Origin of the sequence: Secundilactobacillus yichangensis, assembly GCF_016861565.1 — a bacterium.
Lineage (GTDB): Bacteria > Bacillota > Bacilli > Lactobacillales > Lactobacillaceae > Secundilactobacillus > Secundilactobacillus yichangensis.
Map to the genome: position 1 here is coordinate 68,945 of NZ_BOLK01000004.1, position 20,640 is coordinate 89,584.

Annotated in this window: 19 protein-coding genes; all 19 read left to right on the forward strand. The window is 44.5% G+C overall.

Features of this window, described 5'->3' with window-relative positions; all coding sequences use genetic code 11:
- Positions 1-131: 131 nt before the first annotated feature.
- Positions 132-1,248 (forward strand): peptide chain release factor 2 gene (prfB, locus tag JUE95_RS04795; protein ID WP_203649588.1). Its coding sequence is split into 2 segments (ribosomal slippage): positions 132-191 and positions 193-1,248, totalling 1,116 coding nucleotides; the frame shifts between segments, so codons are not numbered across the junction.
- Positions 1,249-1,418: 170 nt separating this feature from the next.
- Positions 1,419-2,573 carry a PDZ domain-containing protein gene (locus JUE95_RS04800; protein WP_203649590.1) on the forward strand — a complete coding sequence of 385 codons (1,155 nt, stop codon included), beginning with the start codon at positions 1,419-1,421 and terminating at the stop codon, positions 2,571-2,573.
- A 9-nt stretch (positions 2,574-2,582) separates the two neighbouring features.
- Positions 2,583-3,293 carry a response regulator transcription factor gene (locus JUE95_RS04805; RefSeq protein ID WP_203649592.1) on the forward strand — a complete coding sequence of 237 codons (711 nt, stop codon included), beginning with the start codon at positions 2,583-2,585 and terminating at the stop codon, positions 3,291-3,293.
- The gene (gene pnpS, locus JUE95_RS04810) at positions 3,286-4,671 is read left to right on the forward strand and encodes a two-component system histidine kinase PnpS (RefSeq protein ID WP_203649593.1); all 1,386 of its coding nucleotides are present in this window, start codon (positions 3,286-3,288) and stop codon (positions 4,669-4,671) included. The genes JUE95_RS04805 and pnpS overlap by 8 nt, the downstream gene beginning before the upstream one ends.
- Positions 4,672-4,851: 180 nt before the next feature.
- Positions 4,852-5,739 (forward strand): phosphate ABC transporter substrate-binding protein PstS family protein, encoded by an 888-nt coding sequence (locus tag JUE95_RS04815; protein ID WP_203649595.1) that lies wholly within the window; start codon positions 4,852-4,854, stop codon positions 5,737-5,739.
- Positions 5,732-6,658: a phosphate ABC transporter permease subunit PstC gene (gene pstC, locus JUE95_RS04820; RefSeq protein ID WP_203649597.1), complete on the forward strand. Its 927-nt coding sequence runs from the start codon at positions 5,732-5,734 to the stop codon at positions 6,656-6,658. The genes JUE95_RS04815 and pstC overlap by 8 nt, the downstream gene beginning before the upstream one ends.
- Complete coding sequence (pstA, locus tag JUE95_RS04825) at positions 6,655-7,539, forward strand: phosphate ABC transporter permease PstA (RefSeq protein ID WP_203649599.1); 885 nt, start codon at positions 6,655-6,657, stop codon at positions 7,537-7,539. Before pstC ends, pstA begins: the two co-directional genes overlap by 4 nt.
- A gap of 38 nt (positions 7,540-7,577) precedes the next feature.
- The gene (gene pstB / locus JUE95_RS04830) at positions 7,578-8,408 is read left to right on the forward strand and encodes a phosphate ABC transporter ATP-binding protein PstB (RefSeq protein WP_203649601.1); all 831 of its coding nucleotides are present in this window, start codon (positions 7,578-7,580) and stop codon (positions 8,406-8,408) included.
- Positions 8,409-8,417: 9 nt separating this feature from the next.
- Positions 8,418-9,173 carry a phosphate ABC transporter ATP-binding protein PstB gene (pstB, locus tag JUE95_RS04835; protein ID WP_203649603.1) on the forward strand — a complete coding sequence of 252 codons (756 nt, stop codon included), beginning with the start codon at positions 8,418-8,420 and terminating at the stop codon, positions 9,171-9,173.
- 18 nt (positions 9,174-9,191) lie between these two features.
- Complete coding sequence (gene phoU / locus JUE95_RS04840) at positions 9,192-9,854, forward strand: phosphate signaling complex protein PhoU (protein WP_203649605.1); 663 nt, start codon at positions 9,192-9,194, stop codon at positions 9,852-9,854.
- 262 nt (positions 9,855-10,116) lie between these two features.
- Entirely contained in the window at positions 10,117-10,410 is a 294-nt protein-coding gene (locus tag JUE95_RS04845) for a PspC domain-containing protein (protein ID WP_203649607.1), read from the forward strand.
- Between the two features lie 9 nt (positions 10,411-10,419).
- On the forward strand, positions 10,420-10,779 hold the full coding sequence (locus JUE95_RS04850; protein ID WP_203649608.1) for a phage holin family protein: 360 nt from the start codon (positions 10,420-10,422) through the stop codon (positions 10,777-10,779).
- A 211-nt stretch (positions 10,780-10,990) separates the two neighbouring features.
- Positions 10,991-11,929, forward strand: a complete 939-nt coding sequence (hprK, locus tag JUE95_RS04855) for an HPr(Ser) kinase/phosphatase (protein ID WP_203649610.1) — start codon at positions 10,991-10,993, stop codon at positions 11,927-11,929.
- A 40-nt stretch (positions 11,930-11,969) separates the two neighbouring features.
- On the forward strand, positions 11,970-12,824 hold the full coding sequence (lgt, locus tag JUE95_RS04860; RefSeq protein WP_203649612.1) for a prolipoprotein diacylglyceryl transferase: 855 nt from the start codon (positions 11,970-11,972) through the stop codon (positions 12,822-12,824).
- Between the two features lie 12 nt (positions 12,825-12,836).
- Complete coding sequence (locus tag JUE95_RS04865; RefSeq protein ID WP_203649615.1) at positions 12,837-13,850, forward strand: NAD(P)H-dependent glycerol-3-phosphate dehydrogenase; 1,014 nt, start codon at positions 12,837-12,839, stop codon at positions 13,848-13,850.
- Between the two features lie 122 nt (positions 13,851-13,972).
- On the forward strand, positions 13,973-14,917 hold the full coding sequence (trxB, locus tag JUE95_RS04870) for a thioredoxin-disulfide reductase (RefSeq protein ID WP_203649616.1): 945 nt from the start codon (positions 13,973-13,975) through the stop codon (positions 14,915-14,917).
- Between the two features lie 131 nt (positions 14,918-15,048).
- On the forward strand, positions 15,049-15,573 hold the full coding sequence (locus tag JUE95_RS04875) for an acetyltransferase (RefSeq protein ID WP_203649618.1): 525 nt from the start codon (positions 15,049-15,051) through the stop codon (positions 15,571-15,573).
- Positions 15,574-15,744: 171 nt separating this feature from the next.
- Positions 15,745-17,751 (forward strand): excinuclease ABC subunit UvrB, encoded by a 2,007-nt coding sequence (uvrB, locus tag JUE95_RS04880; RefSeq protein WP_203649620.1) that lies wholly within the window; start codon positions 15,745-15,747, stop codon positions 17,749-17,751.
- A 17-nt stretch (positions 17,752-17,768) separates the two neighbouring features.
- Positions 17,769-20,636: an excinuclease ABC subunit UvrA gene (uvrA, locus tag JUE95_RS04885; RefSeq protein ID WP_203649621.1), complete on the forward strand. Its 2,868-nt coding sequence runs from the start codon at positions 17,769-17,771 to the stop codon at positions 20,634-20,636.
- The last annotated feature ends 4 nt before the right edge of the window (positions 20,637-20,640 follow it).

Sequence of the window (20,640 nt, forward strand, 5' to 3'; positions counted from 1 at the left end):
TCAGTCGGTATCAACGCCGACTAACTGAAAAATCTGTATGACTCACGTTAGTCATGCGGATTTTTCGTATCTAGCAAAAATAATCGCTTATTTGATATTAAAAAGATTATTAATCGTGGAGGTAACGGATAATGGAACTTAGCGACATTAAACGCGATATAAAAGCCATGACAAGTGAAATCGATGGCTTTGGGAGGTCTCTTTGACTTAGATGCCTTGAACGAAAGTATTGCTATCAACGAATCGAAAATGGCTGAGCCCGGTTTTTGGGATAATCAGCCTAGGGCACAAAAGTTAATTAATGAGACCAATCAGCTGAAAGCAAAATCAGAATCATACCAGGATTTGAAAAATCAGTTAGATGATATTTCAGTGGCAGTTGAACTACTGGAAGAGGGACCTGATGCTGAGGTTCAAAGCGAACTGGAAGATAATCTGGCTAAGCTCAAGAAAAATTTGCAGCAGTACCGGTTAAATCTGTTGTTAAATGGACCTTACGATGCTAATAATGCTATTTTGGAAATTCATCCTGGTGCTGGCGGTACCGAATCTCAAGACTGGGGCTCGATGCTGTTAAGAATGTATACGCGTTGGGCTGAGCAGCACGGCTTTACGGTAGAGACCCTAGACTATCAGGCTGGCGAAGTTGCTGGAATTAGTTCGGTCACGATCCTGATTTCTGGTCATAATGCGTACGGTTATTTACGATCAGAAAAGGGCGTCCACCGATTGGTACGGATCTCGCCGTTTGATTCTGCCGGGCGGCGGCATACATCGTTTGCGTCGGTGGATGTCCTGCCGGAACTGGACGATTCAGTGAACATTGAAATCAACCCGGCTGATTTAAAGGTTGATGTTTATCGCGCTAGTGGTGCCGGCGGTCAACACGTTAATAAAACGTCATCTGCGGTTCGAATCACTCACGAACCTACGGGGATTGTTGTGGCCAGTCAAGCGCAAAGATCGCAATTGCAAAACCGTCAAACGGCCATGAATATGTTAAAAGCTAAACTGTACGAACGGGAAGAGGAAAAGAAAGCCAAACAAAAAGCAGCTATTGAAGGCGAACAGTTGGACATTGGCTGGGGCTCCCAGATTCGATCGTATGTTTTCCATCCTTACACCATGGTGAAAGATCATCGAACAAACTATGAAACGGGTAATGGTCAGGCCGTCATGGATGGTGATTTGGATCCGTTTATCAACGCATACTTACAGTATCAGTTAGAGCAAGCTAACCCTGATTGATGACGGAAACGTCTGACATAATCTCTTTGAGAAGCGTTAGACGTTTTTTATTTCTGTTAAATTGGTTAACGCCCTATATCATATATGCTATCGTTATACTAAAAAGCGGTTGTAAAAGGTTTATGCTATACTGCTTTTAGATACAGATAATGAAAATGCAGGTGTTGATAATGACGATTGGATTATTAATATTAAGTTTGGTGGCTCAACCGGTTTGGTGGATTGGGTTAATTCGTGAATGGTGGACGGCTGATAGACGTATAAAACAGGAGCGCTTGAATTTTGGCAGTGCGGTTTACTCCGATAAATTTGAAGTTCGGCACTTTATTCTCATGAGCCTTTCGTTAGGGCTGCTCGTATCGATTGTTTCGTTTGCGGTGGGAATGACCGTGCCCATTAGTTGGTTAGTTTGCTATTCCTTGCTAGCAATAGTTGCAATTATCATTGGGCTAGGTTCACGACTTCCAATCACCGTTTTTGCCGGATCCGTGGTATTGTATGACTGGTTCAATAAAAGTAGTTTGAATCAACAAATCGTGGCGCCAATGCGCCAGTTTGGTTTTTCAAATGAAACGGTGACGATCGCAAACTTGGCGATTTTACTTGCAATTGTTGTGTTTGTGCTTGGTTTTTGGCTGAAAAGGATTGGCGGCCGGTTTGCCTCACCCAAAATTTTTGCTCAAAAAAGGGGTAAGCTGATTGCGGGTTACCCGTTTAATGAACTTTTAGTCGTACCAGCACTAGTTTTAGTTCCTGGCGATTTTATCAGCACTCATTTAGCCTTCTGGCCCGTTTTATCCATTGGCGATACCAGTGTTACACCGCTGTTTTTGCCGTTGCTGGTTGGCCTGAACTTAACTATTTTCAAGCAAAATCCCAAAACTGCATTTCAGCGACTGTCAAAAACGTTTTTAATACTCAGTGCCCTGGTTCTGGTAGGCGGAATTTTATCATTATTTGTAAAATCCGCCACGTTAATTGTATTAGGTTTAGCCTACGTCTGTTACGCGGGTTGCTTAATCAAAGCGCGCTGGCACGACCGTCGACAATCATTTTGGTTTTCAAAAGTTGACCACGGCGTAAGGGTATTGGGTATCAGACCAGAAACGCCCGCAGCCAAAATGGATATCCAAGTTGGCGATATTATCACTAGCTGCAATGGGAAGCCAGTTAGCTCAGAAACGAATTTTTATGAAACATTATTGTTAGATCCCACGTATTGTCACCTTAAAATTCAAACTCCAGAGGGTGATTTCAAAGTAACAGAGACAGCAATCTTTGACGGTGCACCACATGAAATTGGTATTGTCATGTTTAAAGATTAGGAGGACCTTATGCAAAAAGTCTTAGTTGTTGATGATGAACCAGCAATTGTTACGCTGTTAACTTATAATTTGGAAAAGGCTAATTATGAAGTAGACTCGGCCGTGAATGGTCCCGATGCAGTTCACCTAGCAATAGAGAAGCATTATGATGCTATTCTGTTAGATTTAATGCTGCCAGGATTAGATGGCGTGGAAGTGACCAAAAAACTGCGTCAGGAAAAAGTCGACACCCCAATTTTGATGATTACGGCGAAGACGGATGAGTTCGATAAGGTATTCGGATTGGAACTTGGTGCGGATGATTACATTACCAAGCCCTTTAGTCCGAGAGAAGTATTAGCAAGGCTAAAAGCCGTTTTACGGCGAACACAGGGAAGCTCAGAAAGGGAAACTGATTTTAACGACAGTCAGCAATTACACGTTGGTAATATTGTGATTGATCAATCAACAGTAACCGTGACTGTGGGTGGGCGAAAAGTTAAGTTGACACCCAAGGAGTTTGAGCTGTTAGTTTATTTAGTTAAACGGCCTAATCAAGTACTGAAACGCGACCAGATGCTCGAAGGCGTCTGGGGATTTGATTATGCGGGTCAAACCCGGATGGTGGATATTCATATCTCGCACTTACGGGATAAAATTGAAAAAGATCCGAAGCACCCGGTTTATTTGAGGACTGTTCGCGGGTTTGGCTATCGATTTGAGGCGCCGCAACATGATTAAACGGATTAGTTTAGAGTATTTGGTAACGGTAGCCATTAACATGGTAGTTTTTTTCCTCGTTGCACAGTTGCTGGATGGTCAAACGGTTAGTGCAAGCACTGGTATCCAGTTGCTGGAGTTAAACATTTTGATTTCAATGATTGAGGTTGGGGCGTTCAATTTGGCTTTTCGACACCGGCAACAACCGGTTACCGCGATGACACACAAAGTTGAGGGAATGCTTAAAGATGAAGAGCCAGCGCATATTCTTTTGCGAAAGGATAATGATTATTACGAATTAGCCATGGCAATCAATCACCTGCAGACCCATCAGCAAAAAGTTTTGCGTGCCAAGACGCAGCAGGGTGAGGAACTGCGCTTACTGTTATCGTATTTACCAATTGGCGTAATGGTGATCGACCGCTACCGTAAAGTTGAAATGGCCAATTCAGCAATGGCCGAATTTTTGCAGACGGAAATTCGCGAAAGACGGCATCCCTATACGCAGGATATTCACCAATTTGAATTGGTTTCATTGATCAGTCAGGTCTTTAGTAACAAGCAATCTCAGCGTAAAGTGATTACTTTGCCAGGGATGCCAACAGAAAAGCGAGTTGAGGCATCGGTGATCTATACGTCCACTTCGGAAGATTTTTTCCAGATCTTAGTTTTACTTTATGATGTAACGGAAATCTACGCGGTGGAAAAGATGCAAATGGACTTTTTGTCCAATGCTTCACACGAACTAAAGACGCCTGTAACAGCTATTTCCGGCTTCGCAGAAACGTTGCAAGCCGGCGCGAAGGATGACCCAGAAACGTTAAACCAATTTTTAGGTATTATTCAAAAGGAAAGCAAACGGCTGACTGAATTGATTCAGGATGTATTATCAATTTCACGCATTGAATCGCAATCAATTTCCCAGCAAAAGCTGAGTGATGTTGATATTTCTGAGTTGGTTGATGAGCAGCTGAGCACGCTGCAGCAAATGGCCTCGGTCAAACACATTGTTTTGGTCAATCAGATTCCTGCTGGAGAAGTGCAACGTACCGATGAAAGAAAATTAGTGGAAATTATTAAAAACCTGGTTTCTAACGCGATTAAATATAATCGTGAAGATGGGTCGGTTACGATTGACTACGAGGCCACTGAACGTGAATGGACTCTAAAGGTGACTGATACTGGTATTGGAATTGCTCAAAACGAACAGTCAAGAATTTTTGAGCGCTTTTACCGGGTAGACAGTTCGCGTACCAAACAAGTCGTCAATGGGACTGGTCTTGGTCTAGCAATTGTGTTGGAATTGGTCCAATCTTTACAGGGCCAGATTTCAGTTAAAAGTCAGCGGGGTGTGGGCAGTACCTTCTCCGTTACATTCCCAATTAAACAGCAACAATAATCTTGTCTTTGTTGGATCCTAGATATTCAGACCGTTGAATATTTTGGATCCTTTTTGTCTAATTTGATATTGGTATAGTAATTAATTGACAATATTTACATAACCTTTACAAAGAAATGTACATTACATTTACATTCCTTCGATATACTCATTTCGAAAGCTGAATTGGGAGGTTTGGATATGCGAAAAAAGCGGTGGCTTGAGTGCCTGTTATTGGTCGGCTTAGTTATTTTAGGCGGATGGGCGTACCAGACTAGGCAAGTGAATAAAGCAAACATGACGATTACCGCGGTGGGATCGACCGCACTGCAGCCACTGGTTGAAGCGGCTGGTGAAGATTACGCCACTCACCGCTTAGGAACTTTCATTAACGTTCAAGGCGGCGGGTCGGGTACCGGACTCAGCCAAGTTCAAGAAGGAGCAGTGGATATTGGTAACGCGGATGTTTTTGCTGAGGAGCAAAAGGGAATCAAGGCTGATCGGCTGAAAGACCACCGTGTTGCAGTGGTTGGCATTACCCCCATTGTTAATCCTGCAACCGGGATCGCACATTTAACCACTGCACAACTGATTGACGTGTTTACTGGGAAGGTGCATAACTGGTCGCAGGTTGGCGGTAAAAATCAAAAAATCGTTATCTTGAATCGTGCTCAAGGCAGTGGTACGCGAGCAACTTTTGAACGCTTCGGACTTAAAAACCATCGTAGTATAGCAGCCCAGGAGCAGGACTCTTCCGGGATGGTACGGCAAATTGTGGCAACTACGCCTGGATCAATCAGTTACGTGGGCTTTTCTTACGTCGATAAATCAGTTCGAGCAGTCAGTTTAAACGGTGTTCAGCCAATCAACCAAAACGTTGAGAATAATCAATGGCCGATCTGGTCTTACGAACATATGTATACGGGGAAACACCCTCAGCAGCTGGCGCAGCAATTTATTAAATACGTTCAATCTCGCAAGATTCAAAACACGCTGGTTCGGCGATTAGGTTACATCAGCATGGCCGACATGGAAGTGACACGTGATGGTCAAGGTAAAGTGCATAAGTTGGAGGTAAGCCATGAATAATAAATTACAAAAGCAGCTTCTTAAACGTTCCAAGGCATCTAAACTGGAACGGTTCGGCAAAACTATCAGTTTTCTAGCGTTGATGCTGATCACAGTGACCGTTTTTGCAATTATTATCTTTGTTGCTTCCAAGGGGCTTTCCACCTTTTTCTCGAATCACGTCAATGTGATTGATTTTTTAACCGGTAAGGATTGGAATCCAAACGTGACAAATTCAAAGGGGCAGCCCGAAGTCGGCGCGTTGCCGATGATCAGCGGCTCCTTTGTAGTGACAATCTTGTCAGCACTGCTAGCAACCCCCTTTGCCATCGGGACAGCAATTTTTATGAACGAGATTTCGCCTCATCGTGGTGCTAAAATTTTACAGCCAGTCATTGAGTTACTGGTCGGAATACCATCTGTGGTATATGGCTTTATCGGTTTAACCGTTGTCGTTCCAGCTATTCGCAGTGTCTTTGGTGGCAGTGGCTTTGGTATCTTAGCTGGTACTTTTGTCCTGTTCGTCATGATTTTGCCGACAGTCACTTCAATGAGCGTGGACGCGCTAAGATCGGTTCCGCGGTACTATCGGGAAGCAGCCCTGGCTTTGGGGGCCACCCAGTGGCAAACCATCTATAAGGTGGTTTTAAGGGCAGCCACTCCCGGAATGCTGACCGCCATTGTGTTTGGTATGGCGCGGGCTTTTGGTGAAGCGTTGGCCGTTCAGATGGTTATCGGAAACGCGGCTTTACTGCCAACCAGCCTAGTTTCGCCAGCTTCAACCTTGACTTCAGTCCTGACTACTGGTATTGGAAATACGGTCATGGGTTCGCTGCAAAACAATGCATTATGGTCGCTGGCACTGGTTCTGCTGATCATGTCGCTGATCTTTAATCTTGTGATTCGGCTGATTGGTCGGAAGGGGGCAATGTCGAAATGAATTCCAAAATAAGTAATCGAATCGCCATTGCAACACTGTACGTTATTGCCAGTACTATTGTGGTGATTTTGGCAGCGTTGCTGGGCTACATCATCATTAGTGGACTGCCTGCAATCAGCTGGCACTTTTTAACTTCCCCGGCCAGAGCGTTTACTAGCGGCGGTGGAATTGGTATTCAGCTCTTCAATTCGTTTTACCTGCTGATTTTAACGATGATTATTTCTTTTCCAATCGCGTTGGGCGCCGGTATTTATTTAAATGAATACGCTAAGCAGAATTGGGTCACGTCTTTGGTTCGAACATCAATTGAAATCTTGAGTTCACTGCCTTCAGTGGTCGTTGGTCTGTTTGGCTTTTTGATTTTCGTGGTTCAGTTTGGCTTTGGCTTTTCAATATTATCAGGTGCTTTTGCGCTGACGTTCTTTAACTTACCGTTATTGACACGGAGTATTGAAGAAGCCTTGGCGGCGGTACCGGATGAACAACGGGAAGGCGGCTTAGCACTGGGGCTTTCCAAATGGGAAACCGTGCTTCACATTATCGTACCGGCCGCTTTACCGACTATTTTAACGGGGGTCATTTTGAGTGCCGGCCGAATCTTTGGTGAAGCTGCTGCCCTGATCTTTACCGCTGGGCAGAGTGCACCGGCACTAAACTTTACGGACTGGAATCCGTTTAATATTTCTAGTCCGTTGAACCCTATGCGGCCGGCTGAAACTTTAGCTGTACACATTTGGAAAATAAATTCAGAGGGCATTATGCCTGACGCGAAGGCCATCTCTTCTGGTTCTTCCGCAGTGCTCGTGATTTCCGTTCTCGGTTTTAATTTATTGGCCCGGTTTGTCGGCCATCGCTTATTTAAACGATTAACAGCGGGTTAAAAAGCTATTCAAAAGTCATTATTAGGAGGCAAATGCAAATGCTGATCAACCCTTCAAGCCCGCACTCAGATGACGGGTGGCTGGATCGCAACATTGTCGATCCCAGCTTAAAAAGTGAACGACCAATCGTGCTGGAAACGAAACAACTTCACGTCTATTATGGTGACAATGAAGCCATCCATGAAGGTGATCTCAAATTTCCCGAACACCGAATTTCTGCACTGATTGGACCATCTGGCTCAGGTAAGTCAACCTACTTAAGATCGTTAAACCGAATGAATGACGGAATTGCCCAGGTGACGGGTGAAATTCTGTATCGCGGGGTTGACGTTAATCGACCGGAAATTGACGTTTACGAAATGCGTCGACGGATCGGCATGGTGTTTCAGCGGCCTAACCCGTTCTCCAAGTCAATCTATGATAATATTACTTTTGCTTTAAAACGGCGCGGAATCACCGATAAAAAGAAGCTGGATGAGATTGTTGAAACCAGTTTGAAACAGGCGGCCATTTGGGATGAAGTGAAAGATAAACTGAAGAAAAGTGCCTTGGCGTTATCCGGTGGTCAGCAGCAACGGCTATGTATTGCGAGAGCACTAGCTGTCAAACCGGACATTTTGCTGCTGGATGAACCGGCTAGTGCCCTGGATCCGGTTTCTACAAGCAAGCTGGAGGAAACGTTGTTAAAACTAAAGGAAGATTACACGATTATTATCGTGACGCATAACATGCAACAGGCTGCTAGAATCAGTGATTACACTGCGTTCTTTAATATGGGGCGCGCGTTGGAATACGACGAGACTTCACGGATCTTTACCAGTCCAAAAGTTCAGCTGACCAATAATTACGTCGCTGGAGACTTTGGTTAGGAGGGTGTCATGACTAAGCTATTAGAAACACGTGATCTGCACGTTTATTACGGCCAAAATGAAGCCCTTAAAGGGATTAATCTAAGCTTTGATGAAGGTGGCATTACGGCTTTGATTGGGCCTTCAGGTTCAAGTAAATCAACCTATTTGAGAACGCTGAACCGGATGAATGATTTGATTCCAAACGTGACGATCACTGGCGAAATTAAGTTTCGTGATCAGGACATTTACGCTTCCCAAACTGACCTGGTAACCTTACGTAAGGAAATCGGCATGGTGTTTCAGCAACCTAATCCATTTCCGTTTTCAATCTATGATAACGTCGCATTTGGTCTTAAATTGGCAGGTGAGAAGGATCGCGAACACCTTGATCAAGTCGTGGAAACCAGTTTGAAGCAGGCCGCCGTTTGGGATGAGGTAAAGGATCATTTACACGAAAGTGCGCTGTCCTTATCCGGCGGTCAGCAGCAACGGGTCTGCATTGCTAGAGTGTTAGCTGTTTCACCGCAGATTATTTTACTGGATGAGCCAACCAGCGCGCTGGATCCAATTTCCAGTAGCCAAATCGAATCGACTTTGTTAAAATTAAGAACCGATTATACGATTATTACTGTGACCCATAACTTGCAGCAGGCATCGAGAATTTCTGATCGGACCGTATTCTTTATGAACGGTGAAGTGATTGAAGCTGATGACACTAGAAAAATCTTTATGAATCCGGCTCATAAAGAGACTGAAGACTATATTAGCGGCCGTTTTGGATAAAACCTGAGGAGGGTATTAATGAGACGCTTATTTGATGAAGAATTAGATGAACTTGACAATGGTTTTACCGAAATGGGTATTCTAGTTAGTAACGTTGTGCAGCAGTCAGTTGATGCTTTTATTGATCACGACCGCCAAGCGGCACAGGCCATCATTGATCATGACCATGAGATTAACGAACGCGAGATCAACTTGGAGTCGAAATCGTTTGAAATTATTGCGCTGTATCAGCCGGTTACTTCGGATCTACGAGAAGTCGTGACCATTTTAAAGGCGGTATCTGATCTGGAACGGGCTGGTGACCATGCGCGTAATATTGCTCATGCAACCATTGAAGTTAAGGGCAATACGCGAGTTGCAGAAATTGAAAGTCAGCTAGCAGAAATGGGCCACTTAACTACTGACATGGTAAAGCAGGCTATTCAAGCCTACGTGGATAAGGATGAAGATGCAGCTAAGGCGTTGGTACCGGTCAATGATCGGCTGGTCGAATACCGTAATCAGATCATGCGTGACAGCTATAACGAAATTGCAACGGATGCGGATGTGCTGGTTGCAGCCATGAACTATAATAATGTCGCGGCTGACCTCGTCCGAATCGCTGATTATTTGACCAACGTCGGTGAGTGGATTGTCTACTTGAAAACGGGGCAAATTGTTGAATTAAAGTTAATGAAGTAAACTATTAGGGTCAGCAGTTGTTACAGATAACTGCTGGCCCTTTATGGAATGATTAATAAAGCACGATTGAATTGTCTATCACCACCGGAGTGGGTATAATGATTCTAGTGACGAAATTCAAGTTATTAGATAGAATGAGTTATGCAAACGATATTGGAAAAATCCCGCGCAGTTGTGATTATAAGATGTTAAAATCAAGGAACACAGTCGGTCTGCTTAGGGAGTTCACTTATCGAGTAACTAGAAATGAGGTGATTTTTTGATGAATAGCAAACGCCGACTAACACGTTCGTCGAAGCGAATATTGACTGGGGTACTTGGTGGAATCGCAGAGTACTTTGGAATAAGTGCCGCGATGGTTCGCATCATTTTTGTTATCTTAACGATTTATCCGGGGCATATTCTATTTGGATTGCTCGTTTACCTACTACTCACCGTATTGATACCAGAGGATTCTGGTACGATGCATCACTCGACTTTTTGGGGATCGGGGCAGCAGTCGCGTTCTCGAAAAGAACTTCATGATGTTACTGAAGAAGACACAGATAAAAAGTGAGTTGCTGACATGAAATTTTGGGTTCGAATTTTGATTAATGCAGTGTTATTTATGGCACTTGCTGGATTTTTAAAAGAGAGTTTTTACGTTGCCAGTCCGTGGGTTGCATTGCTTGCAAGCGTCGTTTTGTCGCTGTTAAACGCATTAGTGAAACCATTTTTGGTGGTGTTATCATTGCCAATTACGGTGGTGACTTTGGGTCTGTTTAGTATTGTGATCAACGGTGTGATGCTTCAGCTGACTTCGACGTTAGTGGGCAATGACTTCCACTTCAATTCGTTTGGGACGACGTTATTAGTTGCCGTCCTGATGTCAGCTTGTAATGCAGTGATTTCCAACTATGTTGGGCATGGGCACAGCAACAGTTAAAATTGTTATATTGAGATCCTTATCTCCGCGGTTTTTATTAGAACCAGATTTAGAAAGAAGGGCGAACCACTACTGGCTAGTGTTAGCTAAACCGGTTTTAATGAAAGACAGTTTCAGCGGAGAATCGATCATACCCGATGGCTAACCGGGACAGCTAGAGTGGTAGCGCTTTAGTGAAGATGCACATGGTGTACCAGTAGTGGTCAATAATTTGGCAGATAGTGTAACAGTTGCTGATTTAGTTAAAAATATTCGGCTTGACGTACTTTATGGTGATGATTTCTTAGACAGCCGTAAAATCTCAACTAGTGATATTTCACGGCCAGGGCTTGAATTAACGGGGTACTTTAACTATTATCCGGCTAAACGGATACAGCTTTTAGGGATTACTGAGACCTCTTTTGCAAAGGGTATGAGTCACGAAGATCTGTTAAAAGTTATGCGGCAGATGTGTCAGCCGGAAACACCGGCCTTCGTAATTTCTACGCAGCTTGAACCACCAGAGGAATTACTGCAAGCGGCTAAGGAAACTGACATTCCAATCCTTGGAACCAAAATGACGACTTCTCGGGTTTTGAGTAATATGACCAACTACCTTGAAGGCAAATTAGCTGAGCGGCAGTCACTGCATGGTGTTTTGGTTGATATCTACGGTGTTGGTGTTCTGATCACTGGCGATTCCGGGGTCGGTAAGAGTGAAACTGCGCTGGAACTAGTTAAACGTGGTCACCGATTAATTGCGGATGACCGGGTAGAGGTCTATCAGCAAGACGAACAGACATTGGTTGGTGCGGCACCAGCAATCTTGTCTCATTTGTTGGAAATTCGTGGGATCGGTATCATCGACGTCATGAATTTGTTTGGTGCTGGTGCCGTTCGTAGTGAAACGGACATTGAATTGATCGTCCATCTTGAAGCATGGACACCAGACAAGAAGTTTGATCGGCTAGGCAACGATTCAGAAACCCAAAAGATCTTCGATGTTGAGATTCCAAAGATCTCCATCCCGGTCAAGACCGGTCGTAATCTTGCCATTATCATTGAAGCTGCTGCTATGAACTTCCGGGCACGCTCTATGGGTTATGATGCAACAAAAGTCTTTGATGAAAACCTTAACCGGTTGATCAAGAAAAATTCGAATCAAAATTAAACTCATTTATTTTATAATTGAAAGTTAAGAGGTGGCACCCTTGCGGGGAATTCTTGCAGCACTAAATCCCATTGCGTTTCACTTGGGACCGATTCAGGTTCATTGGTACGGCATCATTATTGCCAGTGCCGTAATTATTGCGGTAACCTTGGCAGTTCGCGAAGGCGGTCGCCGAAACGTCGACGCCGATGATATTTACGATATGATTTTATGGGCGTTACCGGCGGCGATTATCGCAGCGCGTATTTATTATGTTGCCTTTGAATGGCCTTATTACTCGCAGCATTTATCGGAAATCATCCAAATATGGGATGGCGGTATCGCAATCTATGGTTCGTTGATTGGCGCTGGATTAGTAGTCTTTTTCTTCTGCCGATCACGGCTTATTCCCGTGTGGCTGATGCTGGATATTGCTGCCCCAACCGTCATTATGGCTCAGGGAATGGGCCGTTGGGGCAACTTTATGAACCAAGAAGCCTTTGGTCAAATTACCAGTTTAAGCTTTCTTCAGGGTTTGCATATCCCGCACTTTATTATTTCGCAAATGCTGATTAACGGTGCTTATCGTCAACCAACCTTTTTGTATGAATCGACCTGGGATATTTTAGGCTTTATTGTTTTGATGAGTTTACGACATCGACCGGGACTTTTTAAACAAGGTGAAGTATTCTTAAGTTACGTGATCTGGTATTCATTCGGTCGTTTCTTTATTGAAGGAATGCGGACCGATAGTTTGATGCTGTTTAACACGATTCGGGTTTCTCAGCTGTTATCCGTGATATTGTTTATTGTCGCAATTGGACTCATTATGTATCGTCGGCGACTTGGCAGTCAGGTTCCAATGTATCTGGACGGTAATCCATATTCAAAAAAGGCCCAGCAGGCTAAAAATTAAGGAGAAATTACTATGTCTGAAAAAATTGCAGTATTAGGTGCAGGTTCTTGGGGTAGTATTTTGGCAAATCTACTGGATGAAAATGGCAATGAAGTTTCACTTTGGTCGTATAATCCGGATCAGGTCAAAGAGCTTAATGAAAAGCATACCAATACGCATTATATAAAGGATTTTACGTATTCTGAAACCCTTAAAGCCTATTCAGATTTAAAGCAGGCACTAACGGATGCCACTACAGTATTGTTCGTTGTACCGACGAAGGCGGTTCGTTCAGTGGCAAGTGACACCAAGGCCGTTCTGGAAGAATTGCATACTAAACCGCAACTGATTCACGCCAGCAAAGGAATCGAACAGGGAACCTACAAACGGGTTTCTGAAATTTTGGCCGAGGAAATTCCAGCAGATCTCAGGAAATCCATTACGGTTCTGTCTGGACCAAGTCATGCTGAAGATGTTGCCAAACGAGATATTACGTTAGTGACGGCTGCTAGCGCCGATTTAGATGCTGCTAAGCACGTTCAGCAATTGTTTATGAACCGTTACTTCCGGGTTTATACCAATAGTGATGTTATTGGCGTGGAAATTGCGGCTGCTTTGAAGAACATTATTGCTCTGGGTACGGGTGCCTTAAACGGGTTAGGCTATGGTGATAACGCTAAAGCAGCCTTGATGACCCGTGGGCTTGCTGAAATTTCACGGTTGGGTGCTTCCTTTGGCGCTAACCCGCAGACCTTTACTGGTTTGGCCGGTGTCGGAGACATCATCGTTACCGGGACCAGTCAGAACTCACGGAACTACCGTGCTGGTGATGAGTTAGGTAAAGGCCAGACTTTGGATGAAGTCATCGACACTATGGGAATGGTGATTGAAGGGGTCGCAACTACCAAAGCCGCCTATGAACTTTCGAAGCAGCGCGGAGTGGAAATGCCAATTACCGAAGCTATTTATCAAGTGCTTTATGAGGGCAAAGACATTCGCAAAGCAATTTCAGATTTAATGATGCGTGAAGGCCGTTCAGAATTTTAAGCGGTTGGCCTTATTACTCGACAAACTTACAAAAAGATAGTAAACTGAGTCTCGTCTTTTAATTACAGAGGTTGAACAAATTAATTAGTGTCGCATTCGTTGCGCTTGAAAGGGGAAGTAGTATGGCTAAACAGTATGATGTAATTGTGATTGGTGCAGGCCCTGGCGGAATGACCGCAGCGCTTTATGCATCCCGTGCCAACTTGTCCGTACTCATGTTAGATCGCGGTATTTATGGCGGTCAGATGAACAACACTGCGGCAATTGAAAACTATCCCGGTTTCTCTTCAGTCCTCGGACCGGATCTGGCTGAAGATATGTATAAGGGTGCGACTCAATTTGGCGCCGAATATGCTTATGGCAGTGTGGAATCCGTTGAAGATCACGGTGCTACCAAGGTTGTGACCACTGATACGGATACCTTTGAAGCTAAAGCCGTGATTATTGCAACCGGATCAGAGTACCGTAAATTAGGGGTTCCTGGTGAAGAAACCTATGGTGGCCGTGGAGTTTCGTACTGCGCGGTATGCGATGGTGCTTTCTTTAAGGGCCGTGAAGTCATCGTGGTCGGTGGTGGTGATTCTGCCGTTGAAGAGGGCCTTTACTTGACCCAGTTAGCTTCTAAAGTTACGGTTATTCATCGTCGTGATCAACTACGTGCTCAAAAGATTATTCAGGATCGAGCATTTGCTAACGATAAGATGAACTTCGTCTGGAACAGTAACGTTAAGGAAATCCTCGGGGATGACCAAAAGGTAACTGGCGTTAAAGTTCTGAACAATAAGACTGGTGAAGAAACAACCATTGATGCTAGCGGTGTCTTCATTTACGTTGGTATTTTACCTAAGACTGAGCAGCTTGCAGGCCTTGGTATTACCGATGATATGGGCTGGATTGAAACTAATGACCATATGGAAACGAAGGTTCCCGGTATTTTTGCCATCGGTGATGTTCGGGTTAAAGATCTTCGGCAGATTACAACTGCTGTTGGTGATGGCGGTGTTGCTGGCCAGCAAGTCTTTAAGTACATTGAATCACTGGCTGACAATGGTGCAGCTGTTAAATAAATTTAAATTAAAACGTTTAAAAATGGAATGGTCACTGACCATTCCATTTTTTAATCAGATAAATTCGGTCGTTTTTCTAGTCAGTTACTATATAATGAAGAAGAACTGTAAAATATAAAGGGGACACAAACATGCAGACACTTGCGAAACAATTATCCAACCAGCTTTCCTACGACGTACGGGAACTAACTCACGAAGATGAAGATCAAATCTATCATTTGCAAAAACAGCACAAAGCTTTCTTTGATTTATTCTTAGATCATCAATTAACCAAGCGGGAAGCCATTTCTGATCTTGACGAAGTGCCAAGTGAGGCAACCGTTGCACAGAAACATTACTTGGGTTTGTTTGCCGGTGATCAATTAGTGGCCACCGTTGACTTAACTATCGATTATCCACTGCCTCAACTAGTTTGGCTGGGGCAATACTTTGTTGATGAAACAGTCATTTCGGTAAGTGAAAAAGCTAAGATTCTAAATCAGATTCTTATTGTTCTTAAAAAGCTGATGGCTGTACAGGTTCAATTATTGGTACTCAAGGCCGATCAAGCCAGTCAAGCTTTCTATGACAAGGCCCAATTTGAAAGGCTAAGTGACACCAGAACTCAAGTTGGAAAGGTGTTTATGGACGCGGTTATTTATCAAAAAACACTGTAGTCAGCTCAGTGAGCCAAAGACTGCTATATCAGCCTTTATACCGGATTTATTTGAAGCTGATTCTTTCGTTGGCGAAAATACGTTCGCTATGTTAGAATAGACAAACGCATGTGGGAAGGCACTCGCTTTCCTGCTTTTAACGTGTACTGAATTTAAGGGGGTAAGCCATTTATGATTGAACGGCAGGAAAATCGTCAGTTTGACCTAGTTTCAAAGTATCAGCCCACCGGTGATCAGCCTGAGGCAATCAAAGAATTAACTGAAGGCATCGAAGAGGGCAAAAAAGCTCAAGTGCTGCTGGGTGCGACTGGAACGGGGAAAACATTTACCATTTCCAACGTGATCAAAAACGTGAATAAGCCAACGCTGATTTTGTCTCATAACAAAACGTTAGCTGGCCAACTTTATGGCGAATTCAAAGAATTCTTCCCCAATAACGCGGTTGAGTATTTTGTCAGTTATTATGATTACTACCAGCCTGAAGCCTACGTCCCATCAAGTGACACGTACATTGAAAAGGATTCATCCATTAATGATGAGATCGATAAGCTGCGTCACTCTGCCACCAGTTCGTTACTTGAACGCAACGATGTGATTGTGGTGGCGTCAGTTTCTTCAATCTTTGGTTTAGGGGACCCAACTGAATATAAGAATCACACGGTAACACTTAGAGTTGGTGAGCAGATTGAACGCAACGATTTAATGCGTAAGTTGGTTGATATCCAATTCGAACGCAATGACATTGATTTTCAACGCGGTCGTTTCCGGGTTCATGGAGATGTGCTGGAAATTTTTCCAGCTTCTCATGATGAACACGCGTTACGAGTGGAATTTTTTGGTGATGAAATCGACCGAATTCGTGAGGTTGATGCCTTAACCGGCGAAATTATTGGTGATCGGGATCACGTTGCCATTTTCCCAGCCACCCACTTTATGACTAACGACGATATTATGGATCACGCAATCACTGGTATTGAAGCTGAGCTGAAGGACCGGTTGGCCTACTTTGAAAAAGAGGGTAAGCTGCTGGAAGCACAGCGGTTAAAGCAGCGGACCACTTACGATATTGAGATGTTACGGGAAATGGGTTACACCAACGGAATTGAAAACTATTCACGGTTTATGGATGGCCGTAAGCCCGGTGAACCACCGTATACGCTATTGGATTTCTTCCCGAAGGACTTCCTTTTAGTAGTGGATGAATCTCACGTTACTATGCCGCAAGTTCGTGGTATGTATAATGGTGACCGTTCCCGGAAGCAGCAGCTGATCGATTATGGTTTCCGGCTGCCAAGTGCGCTGGATAACCGGCCGCTAAAGCTTGATGAATTCGAAAAACACGTTAATCAAGTGGTTTATATGTCAGCCACCCCTGGTGACTACGAAATGGATCAGACGAACACGGTTGTCCAGCAAATCATTCGACCGACTGGCTTGCTGGATCCAACGGTTGAAGTACGCCCAATTATGGGCCAAATGGATGATTTAGTTGGTGAGATCAATAAACGGATTGACGCCAATGAACGGGTCTTTGTCACAACTTTGACCAAGAAAATGGCTGAAGATTTAAGTGAGTACCTGAAAGATTTGGGGATCAAAGTGGCTTACTTACACAGTGATATCAAGACGTTGGAACGGACTCAAATTATCCGTGATTTACGCCTGGGTAAGTATGACGTACTGGTCGGAATCAACCTGTTGCGTGAAGGAATCGATGTGCCTGAAGTCTCATTGGTTGCAATTTTGGATGCTGATAAGGAAGGCTTTCTCCGTAATGAACGGTCATTGATTCAAACGATGGGTCGGGCTGCACGGAACGAACATGGAGCGGTTATCATGTATGCTGATACCGTGACTGATTCCATGAAAAAGGCGATGGATGAAACCGCCCGCCGGCGTAAGATTCAAACGGCTTATAATAAGAAACATGGCATTACTCCGAAGACGATTAAGAAGGATATTCGCGATTTGATTAGTGTTACCAAGCCAGATGAGAGCGCTGGTAAGAAAGATGATTTCGTGGAAAGCGACTTTGAATCCATGACACTTGAACAGCAGCAAGACATGATCAAACGGCTGGAAGACGAGATGCGCAGTGCGGCTAAGAAGCTCGATTTCGAGCACGCGGCAACGTTGCGTGATACCGTCTTGGAACTAAAGACCGAATTAGATGGGTAATAAGGGGGACATTGTTTTTGGCAAACGATTATATTGATATTCACGGGGCAAGAGCCCATAACTTAAAGAACATTAACGTCAAAATTCCTAAAAATAAACTGGTCGTTATCACTGGTTTATCAGGCTCTGGGAAGAGTTCTCTGGCTTTTGATACGCTCTATGCTGAAGGTCAAAGACGTTATGTTCAAAGCTTATCTGCCTATGCCCGTCAATTTTTAGGTCAAATGGATAAACCGGATGTAGACTCTATCGATGGGCTATCACCAGCAATTTCAATCGACCAAAAAACCACCTCGAAGAACCCCCGTTCAACGGTGGGAACCGTCACGGAAATTAATGACTATCTCCGATTGCTATGGGCTCGTGTCGGCACACCCATCTGTCCCAATGACGGTACTGAGATTTCCAGTCAGTCCGTTGAACAGATGGTGGATAAAGTCCTCTCACTGCCTGAACGGACGAAGCTGCAAATTTTGTCACCAATTGTGCGGGAGAAAAAGGGCCAGCATAAAAAGGTGTTTGATAAAATTAAGCGCGAAGGTTTTGTTCGGGTTCGTATCGATGGCAAAGTTCACGACGTTGACGAAGAAATTGATTTGAATAAGAATCAGATGCATTCCATTGATATCGTGGTTGACCGAATTATTGTCAAGAGAGGGATTCGTTCTCGCTTGTTCGATTCCTTTGAAGCCGCACTGCGACTAAGCGGCGGTTATGCGGTTGCTGACTTGATCGATGGCGAACCCATCATGTTTTCGGAACATTACGCCTGCCCAGTTTGCGGCTTCACTGTGGGTGAGCTGGAACCGCGTTTGTTTTCATTCAACGCACCGTTTGGCGCTTGCCCTGACTGTGATGGGTTAGGGATGAAGCTGGAAGTAGACCCGGATCTGATTGTTCCTGACACCACTAAAACTCTGCGTGAAGGCGCACTTGCACCGTGGGATTCCAGTTCCAAATATTATCCAGAAATGCTGCGTCAAGCTTGTGAGCAGGCGAATATTGATATGGATACGCCCTGGGAGAAGATGCCTGAGGATGCGAAGCAGTTTGTCCTTTATGGTTCAAAGGGGAAGAACTACCACTTTGTCTTGGACAGCGATTTTGGCGGTGTTCGGGAAACGGACGCGCCCTTTGAAGGTGTCATCAATAATGTGGAACGCCGCTATCACAACGGCTCTGATTTTACTCAGGGTCAGATGCAGCAATATTTTCGCGAGCTGACCTGTCAGACCTGCCATGGCTATCGGCTGAATCGTAAAGCGTTGGCGGTTAAAATTGGCGGCCATCATATTGGCGAAGTTTCTGATTTAGCTATCAGCAAGGAACTGCCTTTCTTTGAAGACCTCCATTTTAGCGAGCAAAACGAAACCATCGCTAAACCAATTTTAAAGGAAATTCGTGACCGGTTGACCTTCTTGGAAAACGTTGGACTGGATTATCTGACGCTTAGCCGTTCTGCCCGAACATTGTCCGGTGGGGAAGCCCAGCGGATTCGTTTGGCAACTCAGATTGGGTCAAATTTATCCGGTGTGCTCTACATCTTGGATGAACCCTCTATTGGTTTACATCAACGTGACAATGATCGACTGATTGCTTCCCTGAAAAAGATGCGCGATTTGGGCAATACGCTGATTGTCGTGGAACATGATGAAGATACCATGCTGGCGGCCGATTATCTGATTGATATTGGTCCGGGAGCTGGTGCCAACGGTGGTGAAGTCATGGCTGCAGGAACACCTAAACAGGTGACGCGGGTTAAGAAATCTTTGACCGGTCAGTACCTGTCCGGAAAGAAGTTTGTGCCAGTGCCAACTGAGCGTAGTAAGGGCAATGGTAAGAAGATTCGCATTACTGGTGCGGCTGAAAATAACCTCAAGAACATTACCGTGGATTTCCCGTTAGGTGAGTTTGTGGTGGTGACCGGGGTTTCCGGTTCTGGTAAATCGACACTGGTCAACACGATTTTAAAGCGGGTACTGGCTCAAAAATTGAACCATAATTCCGAAAAGCCTGGCAAGTATAAATCAGTTAGCGGGATCAAGAACATTGAGAAGATCGTTAACATTGATCAAAGTCCCATCGGGCGGACACCACGGAGTAACCCGGCAACGTATACCGGTGTGTTTGACGATATTCGCGGCTTGTTTGCTCAAACGACTGAAGCTAAGATGCGTGGTTACCAAAAAGGCCGGTTCAGCTTTAATATTAAAGGCGGCCGTTGCGAAGCCTGCCACGGTGACGGTATTTTAAAGATTGAAATGAACTTTTTGCCCGATGTGTACGTGCCTTGTGAAGTTTGTCATGGCACCCGCTATAACTCAGAAACGCTAGAAGTCGAATATAAGGGTAAGAACATTGCGGATGTTTTGAATATGACCGTTGACCAGGCGTTAGATTTCTTTAGCGCCATTCCCAAGATTACCCGCAAGCTCCAAACGATTCATGATGTGGGACTGGGCTATGTGACTATGGGCCAATCCGCAACGACCTTATCCGGTGGTGAAGCGCAACGGATGAAGCTGGCTGCCGAACTGCAAAAGAAGGCGGATGGCAAGAACTTTTACATTCTTGATGAACCAACTACCGGTTTGCACACGGATGATATCAAACGGTTGCTGGAAGTTTTGCACCGGCTGGTCGATAAAGGGAATACCGTTTTAATTATTGAACATAATTTGGATGTCATAAAAACGGCTGATTACTTGATCGATTTAGGACCAGAAGGCGGTGACGGCGGTGGCCAAGTGGTCGCTACTGGTACGCCTGAAGACATTGCTAAGGTGAAGGAAAGCTACACCGGACAGTACTTGGGGCCAATCCTTGAACGCGATAAAAAGCGGATGGCCGAGACTCAAAAAGCCAAGACCGTTAAAAGTAAATAATGCA

What these genes read in the sequence shown, in the direction of transcription:
- JUE95_RS04850 (WP_203649608.1), top strand. Translation starts at nt 10,420, where the DNA reads ATGAAATTTTGGGTTCGAATTTTGATTAATGCAGTGTTATTTATGGCA.
- JUE95_RS04805 (WP_203649592.1), top strand. Translation starts at nt 2,583, where the DNA reads ATGCAAAAAGTCTTAGTTGTTGATGATGAACCAGCAATTGTTACGCTG.
- JUE95_RS04865 (WP_203649615.1), top strand. Translation starts at nt 12,837, where the DNA reads ATGTCTGAAAAAATTGCAGTATTAGGTGCAGGTTCTTGGGGTAGTATT.
- trxB (WP_203649616.1), top strand. Translation starts at nt 13,973, where the DNA reads ATGGCTAAACAGTATGATGTAATTGTGATTGGTGCAGGCCCTGGCGGA.
- uvrB (WP_203649620.1), top strand. Translation starts at nt 15,745, where the DNA reads ATGATTGAACGGCAGGAAAATCGTCAGTTTGACCTAGTTTCAAAGTAT.
- phoU (WP_203649605.1), top strand. Translation starts at nt 9,192, where the DNA reads ATGAGACGCTTATTTGATGAAGAATTAGATGAACTTGACAATGGTTTT.
- JUE95_RS04800 (WP_203649590.1), top strand. Translation starts at nt 1,419, where the DNA reads ATGACGATTGGATTATTAATATTAAGTTTGGTGGCTCAACCGGTTTGG.
- pstA (WP_203649599.1), top strand. Translation starts at nt 6,655, where the DNA reads ATGAATTCCAAAATAAGTAATCGAATCGCCATTGCAACACTGTACGTT.
- pstB (WP_203649601.1), top strand. Translation starts at nt 7,578, where the DNA reads ATGCTGATCAACCCTTCAAGCCCGCACTCAGATGACGGGTGGCTGGAT.
- pstC (WP_203649597.1), top strand. Translation starts at nt 5,732, where the DNA reads ATGAATAATAAATTACAAAAGCAGCTTCTTAAACGTTCCAAGGCATCT.
- pnpS (WP_203649593.1), top strand. Translation starts at nt 3,286, where the DNA reads ATGATTAAACGGATTAGTTTAGAGTATTTGGTAACGGTAGCCATTAAC.
- pstB (WP_203649603.1), top strand. Translation starts at nt 8,418, where the DNA reads ATGACTAAGCTATTAGAAACACGTGATCTGCACGTTTATTACGGCCAA.
- JUE95_RS04845 (WP_203649607.1), top strand. Translation starts at nt 10,117, where the DNA reads ATGAATAGCAAACGCCGACTAACACGTTCGTCGAAGCGAATATTGACT.
- JUE95_RS04815 (WP_203649595.1), top strand. Translation starts at nt 4,852, where the DNA reads ATGCGAAAAAAGCGGTGGCTTGAGTGCCTGTTATTGGTCGGCTTAGTT.
- JUE95_RS04875 (WP_203649618.1), top strand. Translation starts at nt 15,049, where the DNA reads ATGCAGACACTTGCGAAACAATTATCCAACCAGCTTTCCTACGACGTA.